At 62.5% G+C, this 17,782-nt stretch carries 13 protein-coding genes and 3 pseudogenes; 7 read left to right on the forward strand and 9 right to left on the reverse strand.

All coding sequences use genetic code 11. The features are described from left to right. Nucleotide 1: 1 nt before the first annotated feature. A pseudogene (locus AB5975_18205) lies at nucleotides 2-960 on the reverse strand (AAA family ATPase). Between the two features lie 227 nt (nucleotides 961-1,187). Between AB5975_18205 and AB5975_18210 the strand changes: the two are divergent. Next, nucleotides 1,188-2,497, forward strand: a pseudogene (locus AB5975_18210) (DUF2235 domain-containing protein). Between the two features lie 29 nt (nucleotides 2,498-2,526). Here AB5975_18210 and AB5975_18215 read toward each other — a convergent pair. From AB5975_18215 to AB5975_18230, 4 genes and pseudogenes are all read right to left on the reverse strand, one after another. After that, a complete protein-coding gene (locus AB5975_18215; GenBank protein XDR18557.1) occupies nucleotides 2,527-3,744 on the reverse strand; it encodes an MFS transporter in 1,218 nt (405 codons plus the stop codon). 58 nt (nucleotides 3,745-3,802) lie between these two features. Then, nucleotides 3,803-5,016 (reverse strand): annotated as a pseudogene (locus AB5975_18220) (benzoate/H(+) symporter BenE family transporter). Nucleotides 5,017-5,092: 76 nt separating this feature from the next. Beyond that, nucleotides 5,093-5,980, reverse strand: coding sequence for a dihydrodipicolinate synthase family protein (locus tag AB5975_18225; protein XDR18558.1), 888 nt, complete (start codon nucleotides 5,978-5,980; stop codon nucleotides 5,093-5,095). A gap of 44 nt (nucleotides 5,981-6,024) precedes the next feature. Beyond that, nucleotides 6,025-6,807: an aldolase gene (locus tag AB5975_18230; protein XDR18559.1), complete on the reverse strand. Its 783-nt coding sequence runs from the start codon at nucleotides 6,805-6,807 to the stop codon at nucleotides 6,025-6,027. A 183-nt stretch (nucleotides 6,808-6,990) separates the two neighbouring features. Here AB5975_18230 and AB5975_18235 point away from each other — a divergent pair, with 183 nt between their 5' ends. After that, complete coding sequence (locus tag AB5975_18235; protein ID XDR18560.1) at nucleotides 6,991-7,464, forward strand: N-acetyltransferase family protein; 474 nt, start codon at nucleotides 6,991-6,993, stop codon at nucleotides 7,462-7,464. A gap of 102 nt (nucleotides 7,465-7,566) precedes the next feature. Here AB5975_18235 and mtlD read toward each other — a convergent pair whose 3' ends face one another. Beyond that, entirely contained in the window at nucleotides 7,567-9,711 is a 2,145-nt protein-coding gene (gene mtlD / locus AB5975_18240; protein ID XDR18561.1) for a bifunctional mannitol-1-phosphate dehydrogenase/phosphatase, read from the reverse strand. 395 nt (nucleotides 9,712-10,106) lie between these two features. On the opposite strand from mtlD, the gene AB5975_18245 reads away from it, so the two are divergent. After that, entirely contained in the window at nucleotides 10,107-10,403 is a 297-nt protein-coding gene (locus tag AB5975_18245; protein XDR18562.1) for a DUF3144 domain-containing protein, read from the forward strand. Nucleotides 10,404-10,506: 103 nt separating this feature from the next. Here the strand turns inward: AB5975_18245 and AB5975_18250 are convergent, their stop codons facing one another. Beyond that, nucleotides 10,507-11,400 (reverse strand): LysR family transcriptional regulator, encoded by an 894-nt coding sequence (locus tag AB5975_18250; protein XDR18563.1) that lies wholly within the window; start codon nucleotides 11,398-11,400, stop codon nucleotides 10,507-10,509. A 147-nt stretch (nucleotides 11,401-11,547) separates the two neighbouring features. Here AB5975_18250 and AB5975_18255 point away from each other — a divergent pair, with 147 nt between their 5' ends. The 4 genes from AB5975_18255 (at nucleotide 11,548) to AB5975_18270 (ending at nucleotide 16,766) form a co-directional block, all read left to right on the forward strand. Continuing rightward, complete coding sequence (locus AB5975_18255) at nucleotides 11,548-12,627, forward strand: 4-oxalomesaconate tautomerase (protein ID XDR18564.1); 1,080 nt, start codon at nucleotides 11,548-11,550, stop codon at nucleotides 12,625-12,627. Between the two features lie 73 nt (nucleotides 12,628-12,700). Then, entirely contained in the window at nucleotides 12,701-14,017 is a 1,317-nt protein-coding gene (locus AB5975_18260) for a dicarboxylate/amino acid:cation symporter (GenBank protein XDR18565.1), read from the forward strand. A 123-nt stretch (nucleotides 14,018-14,140) separates the two neighbouring features. Then, nucleotides 14,141-15,445, forward strand: coding sequence for a CitMHS family transporter (locus AB5975_18265; GenBank protein XDR18566.1), 1,305 nt, complete (start codon nucleotides 14,141-14,143; stop codon nucleotides 15,443-15,445). 67 nt (nucleotides 15,446-15,512) lie between these two features. Beyond that, entirely contained in the window at nucleotides 15,513-16,766 is a 1,254-nt protein-coding gene (locus AB5975_18270; GenBank protein ID XDR18567.1) for an OprD family porin, read from the forward strand. A 52-nt stretch (nucleotides 16,767-16,818) separates the two neighbouring features. On the opposite strand, the gene AB5975_18275 is transcribed toward AB5975_18270, so the two are convergent. Both AB5975_18275 and soxR read right to left on the reverse strand, forming a co-directional pair. Further along, the gene (locus AB5975_18275) at nucleotides 16,819-17,067 is read right to left on the reverse strand and encodes a CsbD family protein (GenBank protein ID XDR18568.1); all 249 of its coding nucleotides are present in this window, start codon (nucleotides 17,065-17,067) and stop codon (nucleotides 16,819-16,821) included. A gap of 259 nt (nucleotides 17,068-17,326) precedes the next feature. Continuing rightward, on the reverse strand, nucleotides 17,327-17,782 hold the full coding sequence (soxR, locus tag AB5975_18280) for a redox-sensitive transcriptional activator SoxR (GenBank protein ID XDR18569.1): 456 nt from the start codon (nucleotides 17,780-17,782) through the stop codon (nucleotides 17,327-17,329).

Genomic DNA, 17,782 nt, shown 5'->3' on the forward strand with positions numbered 1-17,782 from the left:
CTCAGGCAACGGCGACGACGTCGAGGATGCGCTGGACCACGCGGTCCTGGTCGATCCCTGCCGCCTCGGCCTCGAACGAGAGGATGATGCGGTGGCGCAGCACGTCGAACAGCACGGCCTGGATGTCTTCGGGGCTGACGAAGTCGCGCCCGGCCAGCCAGGCGTGGGCACGCGCGCAACGGTCCAGCGAAATGGAACCGCGCGGGCTGGCGCCGTAGGCGATCCAGTCGGCAAGTTCCGTGTCGAACTTGGCCGGGGTGCGGGTGGCCATGACCAACTGCACCAGGTATTCCTCCACCGCATCGGCCATGTACAGGCCAAGGATTTCCTTGCGCGCGGCAAAGATGGCCTGTTGGCTGACCCGGCGCTCGGGCTTGGTCTCGCCGCCCAGGGCTTCGCCACGGGCCTGCGCCAGGATGCGCCGTTCTACCGCTGCGTCGGGGAAGCCGATTTTTACGTGCATCAGGAAGCGGTCGAGCTGGGCTTCGGGCAGCGGGTAGGTGCCTTCCTGCTCGATCGGGTTCTGCGTGGCCATGACCAGGAACAGTGGCGACAGGTCGTAAGTGCTGCGGCCCACGCTGACCTGGCGCTCGGCCATGGCTTCGAGCAGCGCGGACTGCACCTTGGCCGGGGCACGGTTGATTTCGTCGGCCAGCACCAGGTTATGGAAGATCGGCCCTTGCTGGAACACGAAACTGCCGGTTTCCGGGCGGTAGATTTCTGTGCCGGTGATGTCGGCCGGAAGCAGGTCGGGGGTGAACTGGATGCGATGGAACTGTGCCTCGATGCCTTCGGCGAGTTCTTTGATGGCTTTGGTCTTGGCCAGGCCCGGGGCACCTTCGACCAGCATGTGGCCGTCGGCCAGCAGCACGATCAACAGCCGCTCGACCAGTTTCTCCTGGCCTAGGATCTGGGAAGAAGAAAGGTGCGCAGCGCGATCAGCGCTTCACGGTGTTCCATCGGCGACGGTTCCTGGTAGAGGGCCTGAGGCGGCTGAAGGCAGCTGCCCTGGCAAGGGCTGATACTTTAATCCATCCGGGGGGCGGCGACTAATGGCGGCGGGTAAATTTATCTTCGCGCTGGGGTGTGCTGCTACAGAAATGTCTTACGTATGGCTGGCCATTGCCTGATGTTCCGCGCCGGTGTGCTGGCGCCTGCTTGTGCTTTTTGGGCAAGCAGAAGGCACGATGATGAAAATGAGCAGCGGCAGCACGCCAACCCCAACGCCGGTCACCCTGCGTTTTGGCGTGTTCTTCGATGGCACTGGTAACAACCAGCACAATGCCACGGCGATGGATGAGCAGGGCAGCAAGGGCTGCAGTTATGGCAATGCCTTGAGCAATGTGGCCCTTTTGCATGCGTTGTATCCGGCAGATGCAGCCAATGCCAATGGCCCGCAGGCGTTTTTGAAACAATATGTGGAGGGCGTGGGCACCCTGGCCGGTGAAGCCGACCATGTCTACGCCTCTGCCACCGGGCGTGGGCGTACGGGGGCCGAGGCGCGGGTTGCCGAGGCTTTGCAGGGCATGGCCGAGCAACTGCAGGTGTGGCAGCGGGCGCATCCGCAGGCACTGCTGGAGCGGGTCGAGTTCGATCTGTTCGGGTTCAGCCGCGGAGCGGCGGCGGTGCGGCACCTGGCCAACCTGCTGAACGATGGCGCGGGCGGGGTGTTGCCGGTGGTGTGTGAAACCTCGATCAACTTTATCGGCCTGTTCGACACCGTAGCGGCGATCATCGCGCCGTTGCAGGGTGACTTCGATCCCGCCAACGGCCGCCATGGCAACCTGCGCCTGGGGCTGGCTGCGGGTATAGCCCGACAGGTGGTGCAACTGGTGGCGGGGACGAGCTGCGGCACAACTTCCCGCTGGTGTGCAGTGGTCACGACATCGTGCTGCCGGGCGTGCACTCGAATATAGGGGGTGGGTACCCGGAAACCACGTTGGAACAGGTACTGCTGTGCAAGCCGCAGTCACAGCGTGTGCCGGTGGGTATGCGTGCCGAGCAGAGCCGCGTGCATGCCACGGCAAGTGCCTTGCTGGCTTCGGCGTTTGCCAATATGGGCGAACCCAGGCCGCAAGTAACGACCTGGGAGGAGCCGATTGCCGGCGGCCGACCGGATGAGGCGCAAAAGCAGGTGTACGCAGCGGTGTACCGCGAGCGGCAGGTGGCGGGGCAGTTGTCCCGGGTGTACTTGAGCGTGATGCGGGCGTTGGCGGTACGGGCTGGCGTGCCGTTTGCGCCGTTGGGCGGGCAGGCTGAACATGGGGTGCCGGATGAATTGCTGGCGATTAGCCGCAAGTTGCATGCGTTTGCCCTTGGAGAAGTTACCCAGCTGGGGTTGAGTGAGCAAGAGCAGCAGCTGTTGCGCGAGAAGTACGTGCATGCGTCGGCGAACTGGAATGCACTGAAGGGCTTGCGCAACAGTGTGCTGGATGTGCTGTTCGTCAATCGGCCGGGGGCAGGCGGGCGAGTGGTGCATGCGAACCCGGCACACTGAGCCATCGAAATGACTGGGCAAGGCTGCTTCTACAGGGTGCGCGCCAGTCGTTCAGCGTTGCGGGCCCTGGCCAGGTACGCCTCCTGCGCCAGCGTCAGCAGCACCGTCAGCAGCATGAACATGACCGATGCGATGAAAACCCCGTTGGGCAGGTGCTGGTCGAGCATCCAGCCGAACGCCACCGGCCCGAGGGCGCCGCCGATGTTGAACCCGGTCGACACCAGCCCGAAGGTTTTGCCCTCGGCACCTGGCGGCGCCGCCGCCTTGACCAGCATGTCCCGCGATGGGGCGATGACCCCGGTCAGCAGGCCAATGGCGCCCAATACAACCACCAGTGCCCAGCCCTGCAGCAGCCCCAGGGCCACCAGCGCGGTCAGTGCCGCTGCCAGTGCGAAGGCCAGCGCCGCCACCAGACCGTGGCGCCGGGTACGGTCGGCCAAGGCGCCACCGCACAGTACACCGGCAGCGCTGCACAGCAGGAAAGCGGTGAGTGCGGTGTTGGCCCAGGCCAGTGTCAGGCCTTGGCCCTGAATCAGGGCGGCTACGGAAAACTTCTCGATGGCACTGGTGCTCAGGTTGAGCAGGATGAACAACACCGTCAGCACGCCGATCATCGGTGTGAACACGCGCAGGCGGCCTGTTGTTGGCGCCAGGCCTGCGCCTTCTTTGTTGCAAGGCCTGGCGGCCTGGTACACGCCACTGCCCGGTATCGATATCAGCAGCAGCGCAGCTACCCCGAACACCGCGCCCACCGCCAGGGCTGCCGGTGTGCCGAACACGGTGGCGATGCCGAGGAAAAGTGCCGGCGTAACTGCCGAGCCGAGGAAGCCGGCGAAGGTATGAACAGAGAACGACCGCCCCAGGCGTGCCGGCTCGATGCCATTGGCCAGCAGTGCATAGTCTGCCGGGTGATACACGCCATTGGCCAGGCCGGCCATGGCCATTGCCACCAGCAATACCGCGTGACTGGGGCTGGCCGCCAGCAGCAGGAAGCTGAGGCTGCCCAGCAACAGCCCGGCCTTGAGCACTTTACGCGCTCCATAGTGGTCGACGGCATAACCCAGCGGGGCCTGTACCAGGGCCGAAACGATGTTGAACACCGCCAGGGCTACGCCGAGCTCGACGAAGCCCACCCCCAGCAGGCCAGGCAGCACGGGCAGTAGCGCCGGGATCAGCATGATGTGTACATGGCTGACGAAGTGCACGGCAGCAATTTGAGTGAGTAGCTTGGGGCCAGCTTGGGGCATGTCGATACCTGTCGAACGGCGTGCGCCTTTGGCGCACAGCAAGGAGGTGGAAGCCCGGTTAGCGGGAGGCGCCGCCGAAGCCGGGCAGGCGACCGTTCAGCGCAGCATGGGCCAGCAGGCCAATCACCAAGCCCCAAAAGGCCCCGCCAATGCCGAGCAGGCTGATATTCGCAGCCGCTGCCAGGAAGGTGATCAGTGCGGCCTCGCGTGAGCGGGCATCGGCCATTGCGCTGGCCAGGCTGGCGCCGATGGTGCCCAGTAGTGCAAGGCCTGCCAGGGTGGTGATGAAGGTGGCGGGCAGGGCCATGAACACACTCGCCAGGGTGACGCCGAACACCCCCACGAGGATGTAGCAGACACCGGCAGCGATCCCCGCCACCCAGCGCTTGCTCGGGTCTTCATGGGCTTCCTTGCCGGTGCAGATGGCCGCCGTGATAGCGGCGATGTTGAAGGCGTGTGAGCCGAAAGGGGCCATCAGCAACGAACCCAGGCCAGTGACCGCGACGATCGGGCTGGCGCTGGTCTTGAAGCCGTCATTGCGCAGCACCAGCATGCCAGGCATGTACTGCCCCGTGAGGGTGATCAGGAACAGTGGCAGGGCCACGCTGAGGGCGGCATTGACGGAGAACGTGGGTGCGGTGAACACCGGTGAGGCGAACTCCAGCCGTAAGGTTGTCAGGCCCACGTGCCCCTGTAGCAACAGGTAGCCCAGGCCCAGTAACAGAATGGCGACCACGGCGTAACGGGCGGTGAAGCGCTTGAATGCCACATAGGCTGCAATCAGCAGCCCGGCCAGGGCGGGGTCGACCGACAGGCTGGCGAAGGCGCCAATGCCGAACTGCAACAGGATGCCCGCCAGCAGGCCGGCGGCAATGCCGCCCGGAACGAGCCGGACCAGGCGCTCGAACCACCCGCTCAGCCCCAGCACCACGAAGCCTGCGGCTGACAGCAGGTACGCACCTACGGCCTCGCTATAAGGCACATTGGCCAGGGCGGTGACCAGGAACGCGGCGGCTGGCGTGGACCAGGCCGTGATGATCGGTTCGCGGCTGTACCAGGATAGCGCCAGGCCGCTGAGGCCGACGCCGATCGACACTGCCCAGACCCACGATGACGTCAGTTCCGGGCTCAGCCCGGCCACTTGGCCGCCTGGAACACCAGGATGAATGTACCGCCGTAGTTGACGATGACCGAAACGAACCCGGCTATCACCGGGTGAAGGATGTCTGTCAGCTTTAACGGGGTTGCAGAGCTTTGTGCAGGCGCGTCCATGATGGCCTCTGGTAATGGTCAGGTGCTGCAGAAGTACGCTGCCCGTCAGCGACTGGCTGCCGGGCAGGTTTGAGGGTCAGTTGGCCAGCGCTACCAGCAGGCTTTTCAGGTAAGTGCTGCCCTGTCCATCCAGCGGTTGCAGGGGCAGGCGCGGCGCGCCGACATCCTGGCCGAGCATTTTCAGGCCGGCCTTGATGGTGGTGGGCAGGCCACGGCGGGTGATGTACTCCAGCAGCTCGTACTGGCGGTAGAACAGCGTGCGGGCTTCGGCCAGCTCACCGTGCTGTACGGCGTCCCACAGCGCCAGGTTCAGTGCCGGGATCAGGTTGGGCGCGGCGGTACACCAACCCGTTGCGCCGGCCACCAGGGCTTCCAGGGTGAGCGGGTTGCAACCGTTGTAGAACGCCACCTGCCCATCGGTGGCTTTGAACAGGCGGTGCATGCGCTGAATGTCGCCGGTGCTTTCCTTGACCATGGTCACATTGGGTACTTCGCCAAGGATGCGCAGGATCAGTTCCACCGACAGGTCGGTGCCGCTGGTGCCCGGGTTGTTGTAGAGCATGATCGGGATGTCGATGGCCGCGCCGACTGCTTTGTAGTGGGCAATCACTTCCGCTTCGGTGAGTTTCCAGTACGAGATGGGCAGCACCATCACAGCGGTAGCGCCGCAGGCCTGTGCCAGGCGGGCGCGCTGCACGGTGCGCGCGGTGGTCAGGTCGGACACGCTGACCACGCTGGGCACGCGCCCGGCAATGCGTGCCTGGCTGAAGCGCACCACGGTTTCCCATTCGCTGTCGGACAAGTAGGCCCCTTCGCCGGTGCTGCCCAGCGGTGCGATGGCATGCACACCGCCTGCGATCAGGCTATCGATGGACATGCCCAGGGCATCCAGGTCGAGTGTGCCGTCTGCAGTGAAGGGAGTGATGGTGTAGCCGATGACGCCGCGAATTACAGAAGTAGACATGACCAGGCACCTTTGCCGTTGTTGAGGAAAGAGTACAGCTTCGATCAGCCCAGGCAGTCGCCATGGGCACGCAAGGCACGGCGCGCGTAGTAGCTGAACGCGGCACCATGACGTTTGGGGGTGGAGATCCAGTCGTGGGCTTCTTTGCCCAGTGCTTCGGGGATGGGGCGGATGTCACCGGCGCCCATGGCCAGCAGTTGCATCTTTGCCGCGCGCTCGAACAGCAGGGCGAGCACGCAGGCTTCTTCGATCGAACCACCGGCAATCAGCAAACCGTGGTGAGAAAGCAGGATCGCGCGCTTATCGCCAATCGCCTTCGCGATGATTTCGCCTTCCTCGTTGCCCACCGGCACGCCGGGCCACTCCTTGAGGAATGCGCAGTCGTCGAACAACGGGCACAGGTCCATGTGCGAGATGGCCAGCGGCACTTCCAGCATCGACAGGGCCGCGCTGTGCAGCGGGTGGGTGTGGATGATGCAGTTGACGTCGGGGCGGGCGCGGTACAGCCAACTGTGGAAGCGGTTGGCCGGGTTGGCCATGCCACGGCCTTGCAGCACGGTGAGGTCTTCGTCCACCACCAGCAGGTTGGAGGCGGCAATTTCGTCGAAGCCCAGGCCCAGTTGTTGGGTGTAATAAGTGCCAGGTTCCTGGGCGCGCGCGGTGATCTGCCCGGCCAGGCCAGAGTCGTGGCCGCCGTCGAAGAGGATGCGGCAGGTGAGGGCAAGTTTTTGCCGGGCGGTGTAGGTATTGTCGGCCAGCGCCGTCAGCATCTGCTGCTGGGCGAGTTTGACCAACTGGTCCTTGGGGGTGTGCATGGTGGTCGTCATGGGCGGTACCTGCTTGATGAAAGGCTGAGTGACCAGGGGTGTTTTCAGGACACTTGGCGATCTTAATGACACCTTGTGTCATTTTCAAGCTTTGCGTGACACCTCCGCGTGACAGCTTTGCAACCTCATGCTCGCAAGCTTGCTGCCCTCATAACCATGAACCGGTCGTGGCAGGCGAGTACCATGAGCAGATCCAACCCTCGATACGGTCTAAGCATGTTTCTGGATTTACACGTGCGGCTCGCTTGCGAAGCCGACCTCGATGCACTCTTTGCGTTGGATGTTATTGCGCAGCGCGAAGAAAGCCGGCGGGCATTCATTGCCTACTCGGTAGCCTGCGGCCATTGCTGGGCGGCAACGGACGCTGCCAACACTGCGGTGCTCTTGGGTTATGGCGTACTGGACAAGTCGTTTTTCGGGCAGGACTTCATTGCGCTGGTGGTGGTAGGGGATTCGGCGCGTCGCCGTGGCGTAGGCGCAGCCATTCTGCGTGGGCTGGAATCCCGGTCCTTTGGGACCAAGTTGTTCACCTCGACCAACGCGTCGAACCTGCCGATGCAGGCGCTGCTTGCAAAGTGCGGTTTTATCGGCAGTGGTCAGGTTGAAAACTTGGACGAAGGTGACCCAGAGCTTGTTTTTGTAAAGATAAGGCCCTGATGCGCGAAAACACCGGCAAAGCCGGTGTCATCTGCCACGTTGGATACTTCGCAGGTGAACCCGCACCTACAGGGCATAGCCCGTTGCTGCGGCGTCAATGGTTCAAGCGCCTATGCAAAGGTCGTCCAGTCGGTTTGCTACATCCCTTTGCGGGTACTGCCGGAAAGCGTCTGAAATGGCGCTGATCAGCTGCGCGTCCGTGATCGGGTCCAGCCCAGGAAAACGCTTGCCATTACAGTCAACGTCATGGGTAAGCACAGCCTCGACACTGGCGCCGTTGTCCCTGTAAACCTGCCTGATGGCCTGGGCCTCCAGCGCTTTGTCGTCCTTGCAGCGCAGGGCATGGTGAATGGCCAGGGCGGCGCCAAAGGCCAGCGCCGGGGTTTCAATACCCTGCTTGCGGGCAAGGTCGATGCTGCTGAGGATGCGTTCGTTGCGTTGTAGCTTGCGCAACGGGTCGCGTCCCACCCGGGCGCAAGGGTCTTTGAACGAGGTTTTACAGCGCTCCAGGAAGGTATCGGCAAAACGGCTGACCACCTCTGCCATTTGCGGGTACTCCGCCACCAGTGCGGGGCCGACTTCCTGGCGAATCAGGCGCTCGGCCAGCTCGCATACGCGCGCGTCGCCCATGCCTTGGCCTACCGAGTCATGGCCCAGCAGGCTGGCGTACCAGGCAACGATGGCGTGCGGGCCGTTCCACAGGCGGTTCTTGATGACCTGGATCTGGGCAATGTCAGGCACCGTCTTCACCTGGCGCAGGCGTTCGAGCAGGTCGCTGCCGTGCTCTACATACAGCGGCATGTCGGGCTCGCTGTTGAACAGGATCAGGTGCAGCTGGCTCATTGCGCTGCTGGGCTGGGCAAAGGGCCTGAAGCGCCCGATCAGGCGTTCGTATTCAGGCACTGGCGTCGATGCCTTTGTGGCAACTGCCGGCTCGTCTTCCAGGCTGTTCTGGAACATCTGCGACTTGATGCGCAGTTGCCGCACCAGTGCGTCGTTGCTGAGCTTGGAGACGATGCGGCTGACCACCGTTTCGGCGAAATGGGTCTTTTCCAGCACTTGCTTGCCGATGGCTGGCGGGCACAGCAAGGCCAACTCCGCTTGCACATGGCGGCGCACGAACGCGGCGCCGCCCACCTTGTTAAGCACGATCAGCAACGTAAGCTCACGGCCACGTCGTTCGAAACGTTGCAGCAGCCCTTTGGCAATCACCTTCGCCTGGTTGCGGATGGCCTGCTCGGGCAGGCTCAGGCCGATGATTTCGGCCGTGGTGTACATGCCGATTACCGCGTCGTCATCGTCCAGGTCGATCATGCGCACGTTGTCGATGGTCTGGTCGAACGATGTAGCCCCATAGCGCACGCTGTAGCGGCCGAAGGCATTGACGCTTTCGCGCAGCATGCGCGAGCGCGTCGCGGCGATGATTTCACAAGGCCGGGTGTAGCCATCCCAATGGGAAAAGACCTGCGTCAGGTAGCCACCCCCGATGGCGCCGAAACCATGAATGCCCACGCGGAACTGGTTCATGGAGGCCGGGAAGCTTTCGTTCAGTTCGGGCATGCCCAGGTCGGGAACGCACTCGCTCAAGTCGGCCAGGAACTCGGTCATGCTGCGGTAGGCCTTGAGCGCGGCCGCCTTGATTTCTGGGGCAGGCGGTTTGATGTCCTCGATCAGTATCGCCTGGCCTTCAGCACGGATGGCCGACAGCATGCCGTTCTCCGAATCTTCGACCATGAAGCATTGGCCAGGCTCGCAATTGAGCGCGCGGGCAGCTTTCAGGAAAATCTCGGGGTGGGGTTTGCCCTGGCTGACTTCATCGCCACAGACGGTGATGTCGAAGTACTTCAGCACGTTGGCGTTGATCAGGTATTCCTCGGCAATGGCACGGCGACTGGACGTGGCCACCGCCATGGTCAAGCCCGATTTGCGCAGGCGTTCCAGTACCTCCAGCAGGCCGGCCTTGATCGGTACGCCGTGATTGCGCACGTACGCCAGCTCAAGTTCATCCGCGCGTTTGCGGATCTCGGTGTATGGGAAGTCTTCACCGTTATGCGCCTTGGCCAGGGCCTCGGCTTTTTTCGCGCTCAAACCCAGCGAGCCGATCAAAGTGTCCTCGCTCAGCGCTTTGCCGAAGATTTCAAGAGAGGCTTGCTTGAGTGTCTTGAAGCGCAAGCGTTCGGTGTCGAAGAGGGTGCCATCCATATCGAAGATGGCGCTGAGAAGCTGTTTACCTTGGAAGAAAAGCATCGAGTGTTGCCCCGTGGGTGCGTCGGACATCTCGCCTGTAGCAAGCGAGTACGGCGTGTGAACTGCAGCGTCGGCAGTCAGGTCGGGGGCACGCGTTTGTCAGGTGCACGCTCAGGCGTGACACAGAGATAAGGCGGGGCAGAGCGGGGAGTGCAGAGGAGGTTTGCAACCTTTGAAGCGAGGCGGGCGGCGCGTTTGGCCTTGAGGTCACGCCCACTGGCTGCAGTCGGTTTTGCAGGCAGTGGGCGCAAATAGCGATGGATACGTGTGATTCCAAGCATAAGGTGGTTTGCGTCCTTTTTCGTCATGGGTGATCCTTTTTCAGCCTTGCACGTATGCGCCGCGACATGCAAGGCTTGGCCTCCCGCTCCAATCCCGCAACAAGGTGAACCGCAATGACCCAAGCTACCGACCAGGCTTTTTATGACCGTGCCGATGCGCACATCGAACTGGCGAACCAGCAGATCGAAAAGTTCGAAGACCTGGGCAAGGTAAGCGCCTCGCTGACCTTCGGTGCCGCCCGCTTCAGCGCCTGGATGAGCGCCCGCAGCTTCAAGAGCGGCGCCGAGCTTGGCGCCGCGCGGGAAGAGATTCTGAAGTACTTCTGTGAGCAGTACCGGATGATGCTCGAGGACAACCTTGACGAGCATATCGAGCATTTTGACCAGTACATGCTGGGCAAGAACGACTGAGGCTGCGTGGGCATGCCTGCTCCCACAGGGATAGCGTATCCCTGCACTCAACGGGGAACCTGTGGGTGGTCACAGATGAGGCAGCGGCAGGGTGGGCCAAGCCTCAGCGATTGGTCCATTTCTCCAGCAAGATCGAAACGAACTTCTCCGCCGCAGGCGACAACGATGCGCCGCGCCGGTATACCAACCCCAGCGTGCGGCTAACCTGCGGCTCGATCAGCGGCACGCTGACCAGCGTCGGGTGGTCGGCGTCGGGCATGGCCAGGCTGGGCATGGCGGACACACCCAGCCCGGCCTCGACCATGCCCAGCGACGTGGACAGGTGTTGCACTTCGTAGAACCATTTGGGTCGCAGGTTGAGCCCGGACAACGCGTGGTCCAGTAGCATGCGGTTGCCGCTCAGGCGGCCGACGCCGATCAGGCGGTAGTCAGCCAGTTCCGTCCAGGTAACGGAGGCCCGGTTCGCCAGTGGGTGGTCGCGCCTGCAGGCCAGCACAAAGTGCTCTTGCACCAGTGTGACAAACTCGATGTCCGGGTGCTGGCCGCTCATCATGTTGATGCCGAAATCGGCCTCGCCGCGCAGCACGGCTTCGAGCCCGTCGTTGGCGCTAAGGTCCAGCAGGCGAATGCGGATTTTCGGGTATTGCTCGTTGTAATCGCGGATCACCGACGGCAGGAAGTAGAACGCTGCGGTGGGGATGCAAGCAAGGGTAACCTGGCCGGTCTGGCGTTCGGCCAGCTCGCGAATGCTGAGGATCGAGTCTTCAAAATCATCCAGCAGGCGCCTGGCCTTGGGCAGGAAGTCGCGGCCCACGCTGGTCAGGCTGACCCGGCGGGTGGTGCGCTCCAGTAGCGAGGTGCCCAGGCCTTCCTCCAGCTTCTTGATCCGCCGGCTCAAGGCCGGCTGGGAAAGGTGAAGTGCTTCGGCGGCTTCGTGGAAACTGCCGAGTTCGGCGATTTTCACGAAAGATCTGATGTCTTGCAGCTCATATTCCATAAGAAAACCCGCTACTGTCGCCGTGTTTGATTGATGTTTGAATCGCAATAATGGCTACGATATTTGCATTGGATTGATTTATCCAGGCCTGTCACTCTTTTGCTCACAGCATCAATGATGTCCATTGATCAACAAGAGTGCAAAATCATGCAACGTATTCCTTGCGTACTCATGCGCGGTGGTACCTCGAAAGGGCCGTTCTTCCACGCCTGGGACCTGCCTGCCAATGTGGTCGAACGTGACGAGTTGCTGATCAACCTGATGGGCTCTGGCCATGAGCTGGAAATCGATGGCATCGGTGGCGGCAGCCCGCAAACCAGCAAGGTGGCGATCGTCAGCCCTTCGTTGCACCCCGAGGCTGATGTCGATTACCTGTTCGTTCAGGTGATGGTTGCCCAGCGCCGTGTCGACACCGCGCCCAATTGCGGCAACATGCTGTGCGCCGTGGGCCCGTTCGCCATCGAGCAAGGCCTGGTCAAAGGGCAGGATGGCAAGACCTTGGTCCGCATCCGTAACCTGAACACCGGTACCTTGGTCAATTCGCTGGTGGAAACCCCCGGCGGTATCGTGCGCTACGAAGGCCGCACGGCAATCGATGGCGTACCGGGCACTGCCGCCCCGGTGCACCTGACCTTTCTCGATGCCGTGGGCAGCAAGACCGGCAAGCTGTTCCCCACCGGCAAGGCCACGGATGTGATCGATGGCGTACCGGTAACCTGCATCGACATGGCCATGCCCATGATGGTCGTGCAGGCCAGTCAACTGGGGGTGACCGGATCGGAAACCCCTGCAGAACTCGACGCCAATGAAAAACTGCTCAAGCGCCTTGAAGCACTGCGCCTGAAAGCTGGCAAGGCCATGGGCCTTGGCGACGTCAGTGGCATGGTAATCCCCAAGCCGGTGCTGGTGTCTGCGCCACGCTACGACGGCACATTGCAGGTGCGTTACTTCATGCCGCACAACTGTCACCGTGCGTTGGCCATCACCGGGGCGGTAGGGCTGGCGACAGCCTGCGTCAGCCCCGGTACGGTAATTGGCGACCTGCTTGGCGAGGGCGCCCGGCAGTTGACCGACGTGCGCCTGGAGCACCCGAGCGGCGGTATCGATGTGGCGCTGTCGCGCAGTGCTGCCGACGGCAAGACAACCCAGGTTTCGGTGGTACGAACCGCTCGGCGGCTCTTCTCAGGCTTTGTCTACGCCCCTACCTTGCGCAGGCTGGCAGGGTAGTCAAAGGCGGCATGCCGCCTGCTTCATACATGCACCAAGCGCATCCGCACAATTTCAACAATGGTGATGCCCCATGAAACTCGCCAAATCGCTGTATTTCCAGATCCTTTGCGCCGTCCTGCTGGGCGTATTGGTCGGCCACTTCTGGGCGCAACAGGCCGTTGCGCTCAAGCCCTTGGGCGACGCCTTCATCAAGCTGATCAAGATGATGATCGCCCCGGTGGTGTTCTGCACCATTGTCACCGGCATCGCCGGGATGACCGACAAGCGCTCGCTGGGGCGCCTGATGAGCAAGACGTTGCTGTTGTTCCTGGGCCTGACGGTGGTGAGCCTGGTGATTGGCCTGGCGGCGGTTTACCTGTTCAAACCGGGTGTGGGCATGAACATCGACCCCGCCACCCTCAGCACCGAAGGCCTCAGCCAGTACACCGCGTCGGCAGCCAAGCTGGGCGTGGTCGACTTCTTCATGCACATCATTCCCGATACCTTCATCGGTGCCTTCAACAAGGGTGAAGTGTTGCCGGTGCTGTTCATTGCCGTGCTCAGCGGCTTCGCCCTGTCGTCGATGGGGGACAAGGGCAAGCCAGTGCTGGATGTGCTGGAGTCTGCCTCGACCATGGTGTTCCGCATTTTTGGCTACCTGATGCGCTTTGCGCCGGTGGGTGCCTTTGGTGCGCTGGCTTTTACCGTCGGGCAGTACGGCATCACCTCGCTCGGTGCCCTGGCCAAGCTGGTGGGTACGCTGTACATCGCCTGTGCGTTCTTCGTACTGGTCGTACTGGGTGGCATCTGCCGTGCCCATGGTTTCAGCCTGTGGAAACTGCTGCGCTATTTTCGCGAGGAATTCCTGGTGGTGCTGGGTACTTCGTCCACCGAGCCGGTGCTGCCGCGCATGCTGGAAAAGCTCGAAAAGCTGGGCTGCAAGAAAGGTGTGGTAGGCCTGGTGTTGCCAACCGGTTACTCGTTCAACCTCGACGGCACAGCCATCTACCTGTCGCTGGCGGCCATCTTCATCGCCCAGGCCTGCAACATCGACATCACCCTGGGGCAGACGCTGACCATGCTGGCGATCATGTTGCTGTCGTCCAAAGGCGCCGCCGGGGTGACAGGCAGTGGTTTCGTCGCCCTGGCCTCGACCCTGACTGTGATTCACGACATCCCTCTGGCCGGCCTGGCGCTGCTGATCGGCGTCGACCGCTTCATGTCTGAAGCCCGCGCCCTGACCAGCCTTGCCAGCAATGCAGTGGCCACCGTGGTGATCTCGCTGTCCGAGAATGCCTGTGAGCGGGATACGCTGCTGCGCACACTCAACGGTGAACAACCGGTACAGCCGGATTGCGCTACGCCTGGCCAGGCCACTTGGCCCGCCGAGCCGCACCGCCAGGGCTGAACGCCCTTCGTACTACTGAACATTGACTCAAAATTCCACTCAGCGTCGCAGCGATGCCGAGTGGGGTTGGAGGCTGCCTGCCCGGCGGGCGGCCACGCACAATAAAAACAAGAGAGAAAGACCATGCTCGCACTCCTGGGCCTGATCATGGTGGTGACCTTCACCTACCTGATCATGAGCAAGCGCCTGTCGCCTATCGTTGCGCTGACCGTTGTCCCGATCGTGTTCGCCGTCATCGGCGGCTTTGCCCCCGAACTGGGCAAGATGATGCTCGACGGCCTGAAAATGGTTGCGCCATCGGCAGCGCTGCTGCTGTTTGCCATCCTGTTCTTTGGCCTGATGATCGATGCCGGCCTGTTCGACCCGCTGATCCGCAAGATCCTCAAGCGGGTAAATGGCGACCCGGTCAAGATCGCCATCGGCACTGCACTGCTGTCACTTCTGGTGGCACTGGACGGCGATGGCACGACCACCTACATGATCACCTGTGCCGCCATGCTGCCGCTCTACAAGCGTATCGGCATGAACCCGATGATTCTGGCCACGGTGTCGATGCTGTCGCTAAGCATCATGAGCGGCCTGAGCCCGTGGGGCGGGCCGGCCACGCGGGCCATTGCCGCGCTTGGGCTGGACGCCAGCGAGTACTTCATCCCGATGCTGCCGACCATGATTGGCGGTGCGGCCTGGGTGGTGTTCACGGCCTTCCTGCTGGGGCGCACCGAACGCCGCCGCATCGGCAACATCGCCCTGGAGTCCGGTGGCGGCAACTGCTACATCAAGGAAATCCTCGGCGACAACCCGTACAAGCGCCCGCGCCTGGCCTATGTGAACCTGTTGCTGGTCATCGCCGTCATGACTGCGCTGGTAATGGGGCTGATGCATGCCGCCATCCTGTTCATGATCGGCTTCGTCGCCGCGCTGATGATCAACTACCCACAGCTGGAACTGCAGAAGGCGCGCATTCTGGCGCACTCGGGTAACGCCATGACGGTGGTGCTGCTGGTGTTCGCCGCGGGTATCTTTGCCGGGATCTTCTCGGGTACCAAGATGGTCGACGCCCTGGCGCAAACCCTGGTGGACTGGATTCCCGAAGAATGGAGCCACTGGTTCCCGTTGGTGGTGGCGCTGACCAGCATGCCACTGACCTTCGTGCTGTCCAACGACGCCTATTACTTTGGCGTGGTGCCGATCCTGGCCAACGCCGCAGCGGCTTACGGCATCGACCCGCTGGAAATTGCCCGCGCCTCGGTGCTCGGCCAGCCGGTGCACCTGATGAGCCCGCTGGTGGCGTCGACGTTGCTGCTGGTCGGCATGGTCGACCGCGACATCGGTGACTTCCAGAAGGCGACCTTCAAGTGGGCCGTGCTCACCTCGCTGGTGATCACTGCACTGGCTTTGCTCACAGGGGCCTTGTCCTTCTTCGTCTGAGCGTTACGGGCGCTGCCCGGCGCCCGGCACCTTGTGCATCCTGAAAACAACAACAAGAGTACCGATCATGTCCCGTGCTGTGTTCCGTGGGGCCACGTGTGGCCTGCTCTGCGGCTGGCTGCCTGTTGCCGGCGCTGCCGGTTTCGTCGATGACAGCAAGCTCAAGCTTCAACTACGCAACGTCTACTTCAACGAGAATTTCCGCGACGAACACGGCATGAGTGCACGTGCTGCCGCTAGCGCCAAAAGCGAGCGGGTGGAGTGGGCACAGGGTTTTCTGCTGGACTACCAATCCGGATTCACGCCCGGCGCATTGGGCGTGGGGCTGGACGCCCTCGGGCTGGTGGGTGTCAGGCTGGACTCTGGCCGTGGGCGCAGCGGCACCGGGCTGCTGCCGGTTCATGACGACGGTCGTGCGGCGGACGAATTTGCCAGCGCCGGGGTAACGGCCAAGGCCCGCGTCGGGCAGACTGTGGTCAAGCACGGTACCTTGCTGCCGAAAACGCCGGTGCTGGTCTACAACGACGCGCGGCTGTTGCCGCAGACGTACGAGGGTACCCAGCTGACCAGTACGGATATCGACGGGCTGACACTGACAGCGGGCCACCTGGACCGCTTCAAACAGCGTGATTCATCGGACAGCACCGGCCTGTACCTGGATGGGTACGCGGGCGGCAGGTCCGGTGACTTCAACTTCGCCGGCGCCGATTATGCCGTCAGCAAACAACTGCGCCTGAGCTACTTCCATGGCCAGCTCGAGCACTTCTACCGGCAGGACTTCGCCGGCCTGGTACACGAACTGCCGCTGGCGGGTGGTGTGTTGAGCACTGACCTGCGCTATTTCAAGAGCCGCGACAGCGGTGCCGCCCAGGGCGGCGCAATCGACAACGACATGTTCAGCGGGCAGATGGCCTATGCCCATTCGGGCCATACCCTCGGTGCCGGCTACCAGGTGCTCGACGGTGAGGCAGGGTTGCCTTACATCAGCGGTGCGACGGTGTATTCGTTCAGCAACGTCGGCATCGGCAAGTTCATCGAGGAAGAAGAAAAGACCTGGATGGCAAGCTACGCCTACAACTTTGCGGCAGCAGGCGTGCCGGGCCTGACCTTCATGGCGCGATACCTGAGTGGCGATAATGGCCGCTCGGGTGCCGAGGGCATCAAGGAGTGGGAACGTGACGCCGAGCTTGCCTACGTGGTGCAGGGCGGGCCGCTGAAAGGTTTGGGTGTGAAGCTGCGCAACTATATCTATCGTTCGGATTTTGCCCGCGGGCGCGACAGCAATCGCTTGTACCTTACCTACGATATCGCCATCTGGTGAGGGTGCAGGCCGGACCACATGTCCGGCCCTGAACCGGCTGCTGCGCCCTGGGTCAACGGCGCAGTAGGCGAGAAATCACCAGTGTGACAGCGGCGGTGATTGCCAGCGCGGCGATAGGTTTTTCCTTGACGAACGAAGACACCGTGTCCAGGGCATCCCCATAGGTCTTGGTCACCTGGCCTGCAGCCTGACGCGCATCGCCTTCGGCCTCCAGCGAGGGGTCTTCGACCAGCCGGCCGACAGCGCTCTGCGCCTTGCCTGCAAGGTTCTCTGCAACACCTTCGATCTGTTCGCGTTTCATGATGGCTTAGTTCCTTCCTGTGAACGGCTAGGGTTAACAGCACAGGCTTAGGGCGTTGGCAGGCCGCAATGGTTCCAAACGATTGCTTATTACCGTCAGGCCACGCGGTCCCTGTAGGAGCGGCCTTGTGTCGCGATCGGGCCGCAAAGCGGCCCCAGGATCTCAGCAACGACGCACACATTGCCGGGGCTGCCCTGCAGCCCGATCGCGACACAAGGCCGCTCCTACAAGGGATCGCACCTGGCTTGAGAGGGCGAGGCTAGCGGGCCTTCTTCTCAAGAATTCGCGCCCCGCTACCTTCCTTGGCCAGCACATCCTCGGGGTTACGCAGCGGGCAGTCCTCCAGTGACAGGCAACCGCAACCAATGCAGTTGTCCAGGCTGTCGCGCAACGCCTCCAGCGTGCGAATCCGGGCGTTAAGGTCTTCGCGCCAGGCCGTGGACATCTCGCCCCACTGCGCCGCCGTAAGCTTGCTGTTGGGCGCATAACGGCTGAATGCCTGCTTGATGTCCTCCAGCGGAATACCGGTGCGCTGTGCCACTTTGATAATCGCCAGTGTACGCAGCACCAGTGAGGGGTAGCGGCGCTGGTTGCCCGCCGTACGGACGCTGGCGATCAGCCCCTTGGTTTCGTAGAAATGCAGCGCAGACACCGCCACGCCACTGCGTTTGGCCACTTCACCCACTGTGAGCATTCGCGTGTTGTCCACCGCCAT

Origin of the sequence: Pseudomonas putida, from assembly GCA_041071465.1 — a bacterium.
GTDB classification, from domain to species: domain Bacteria; phylum Pseudomonadota; class Gammaproteobacteria; order Pseudomonadales; family Pseudomonadaceae; genus Aquipseudomonas; species Aquipseudomonas putida_P.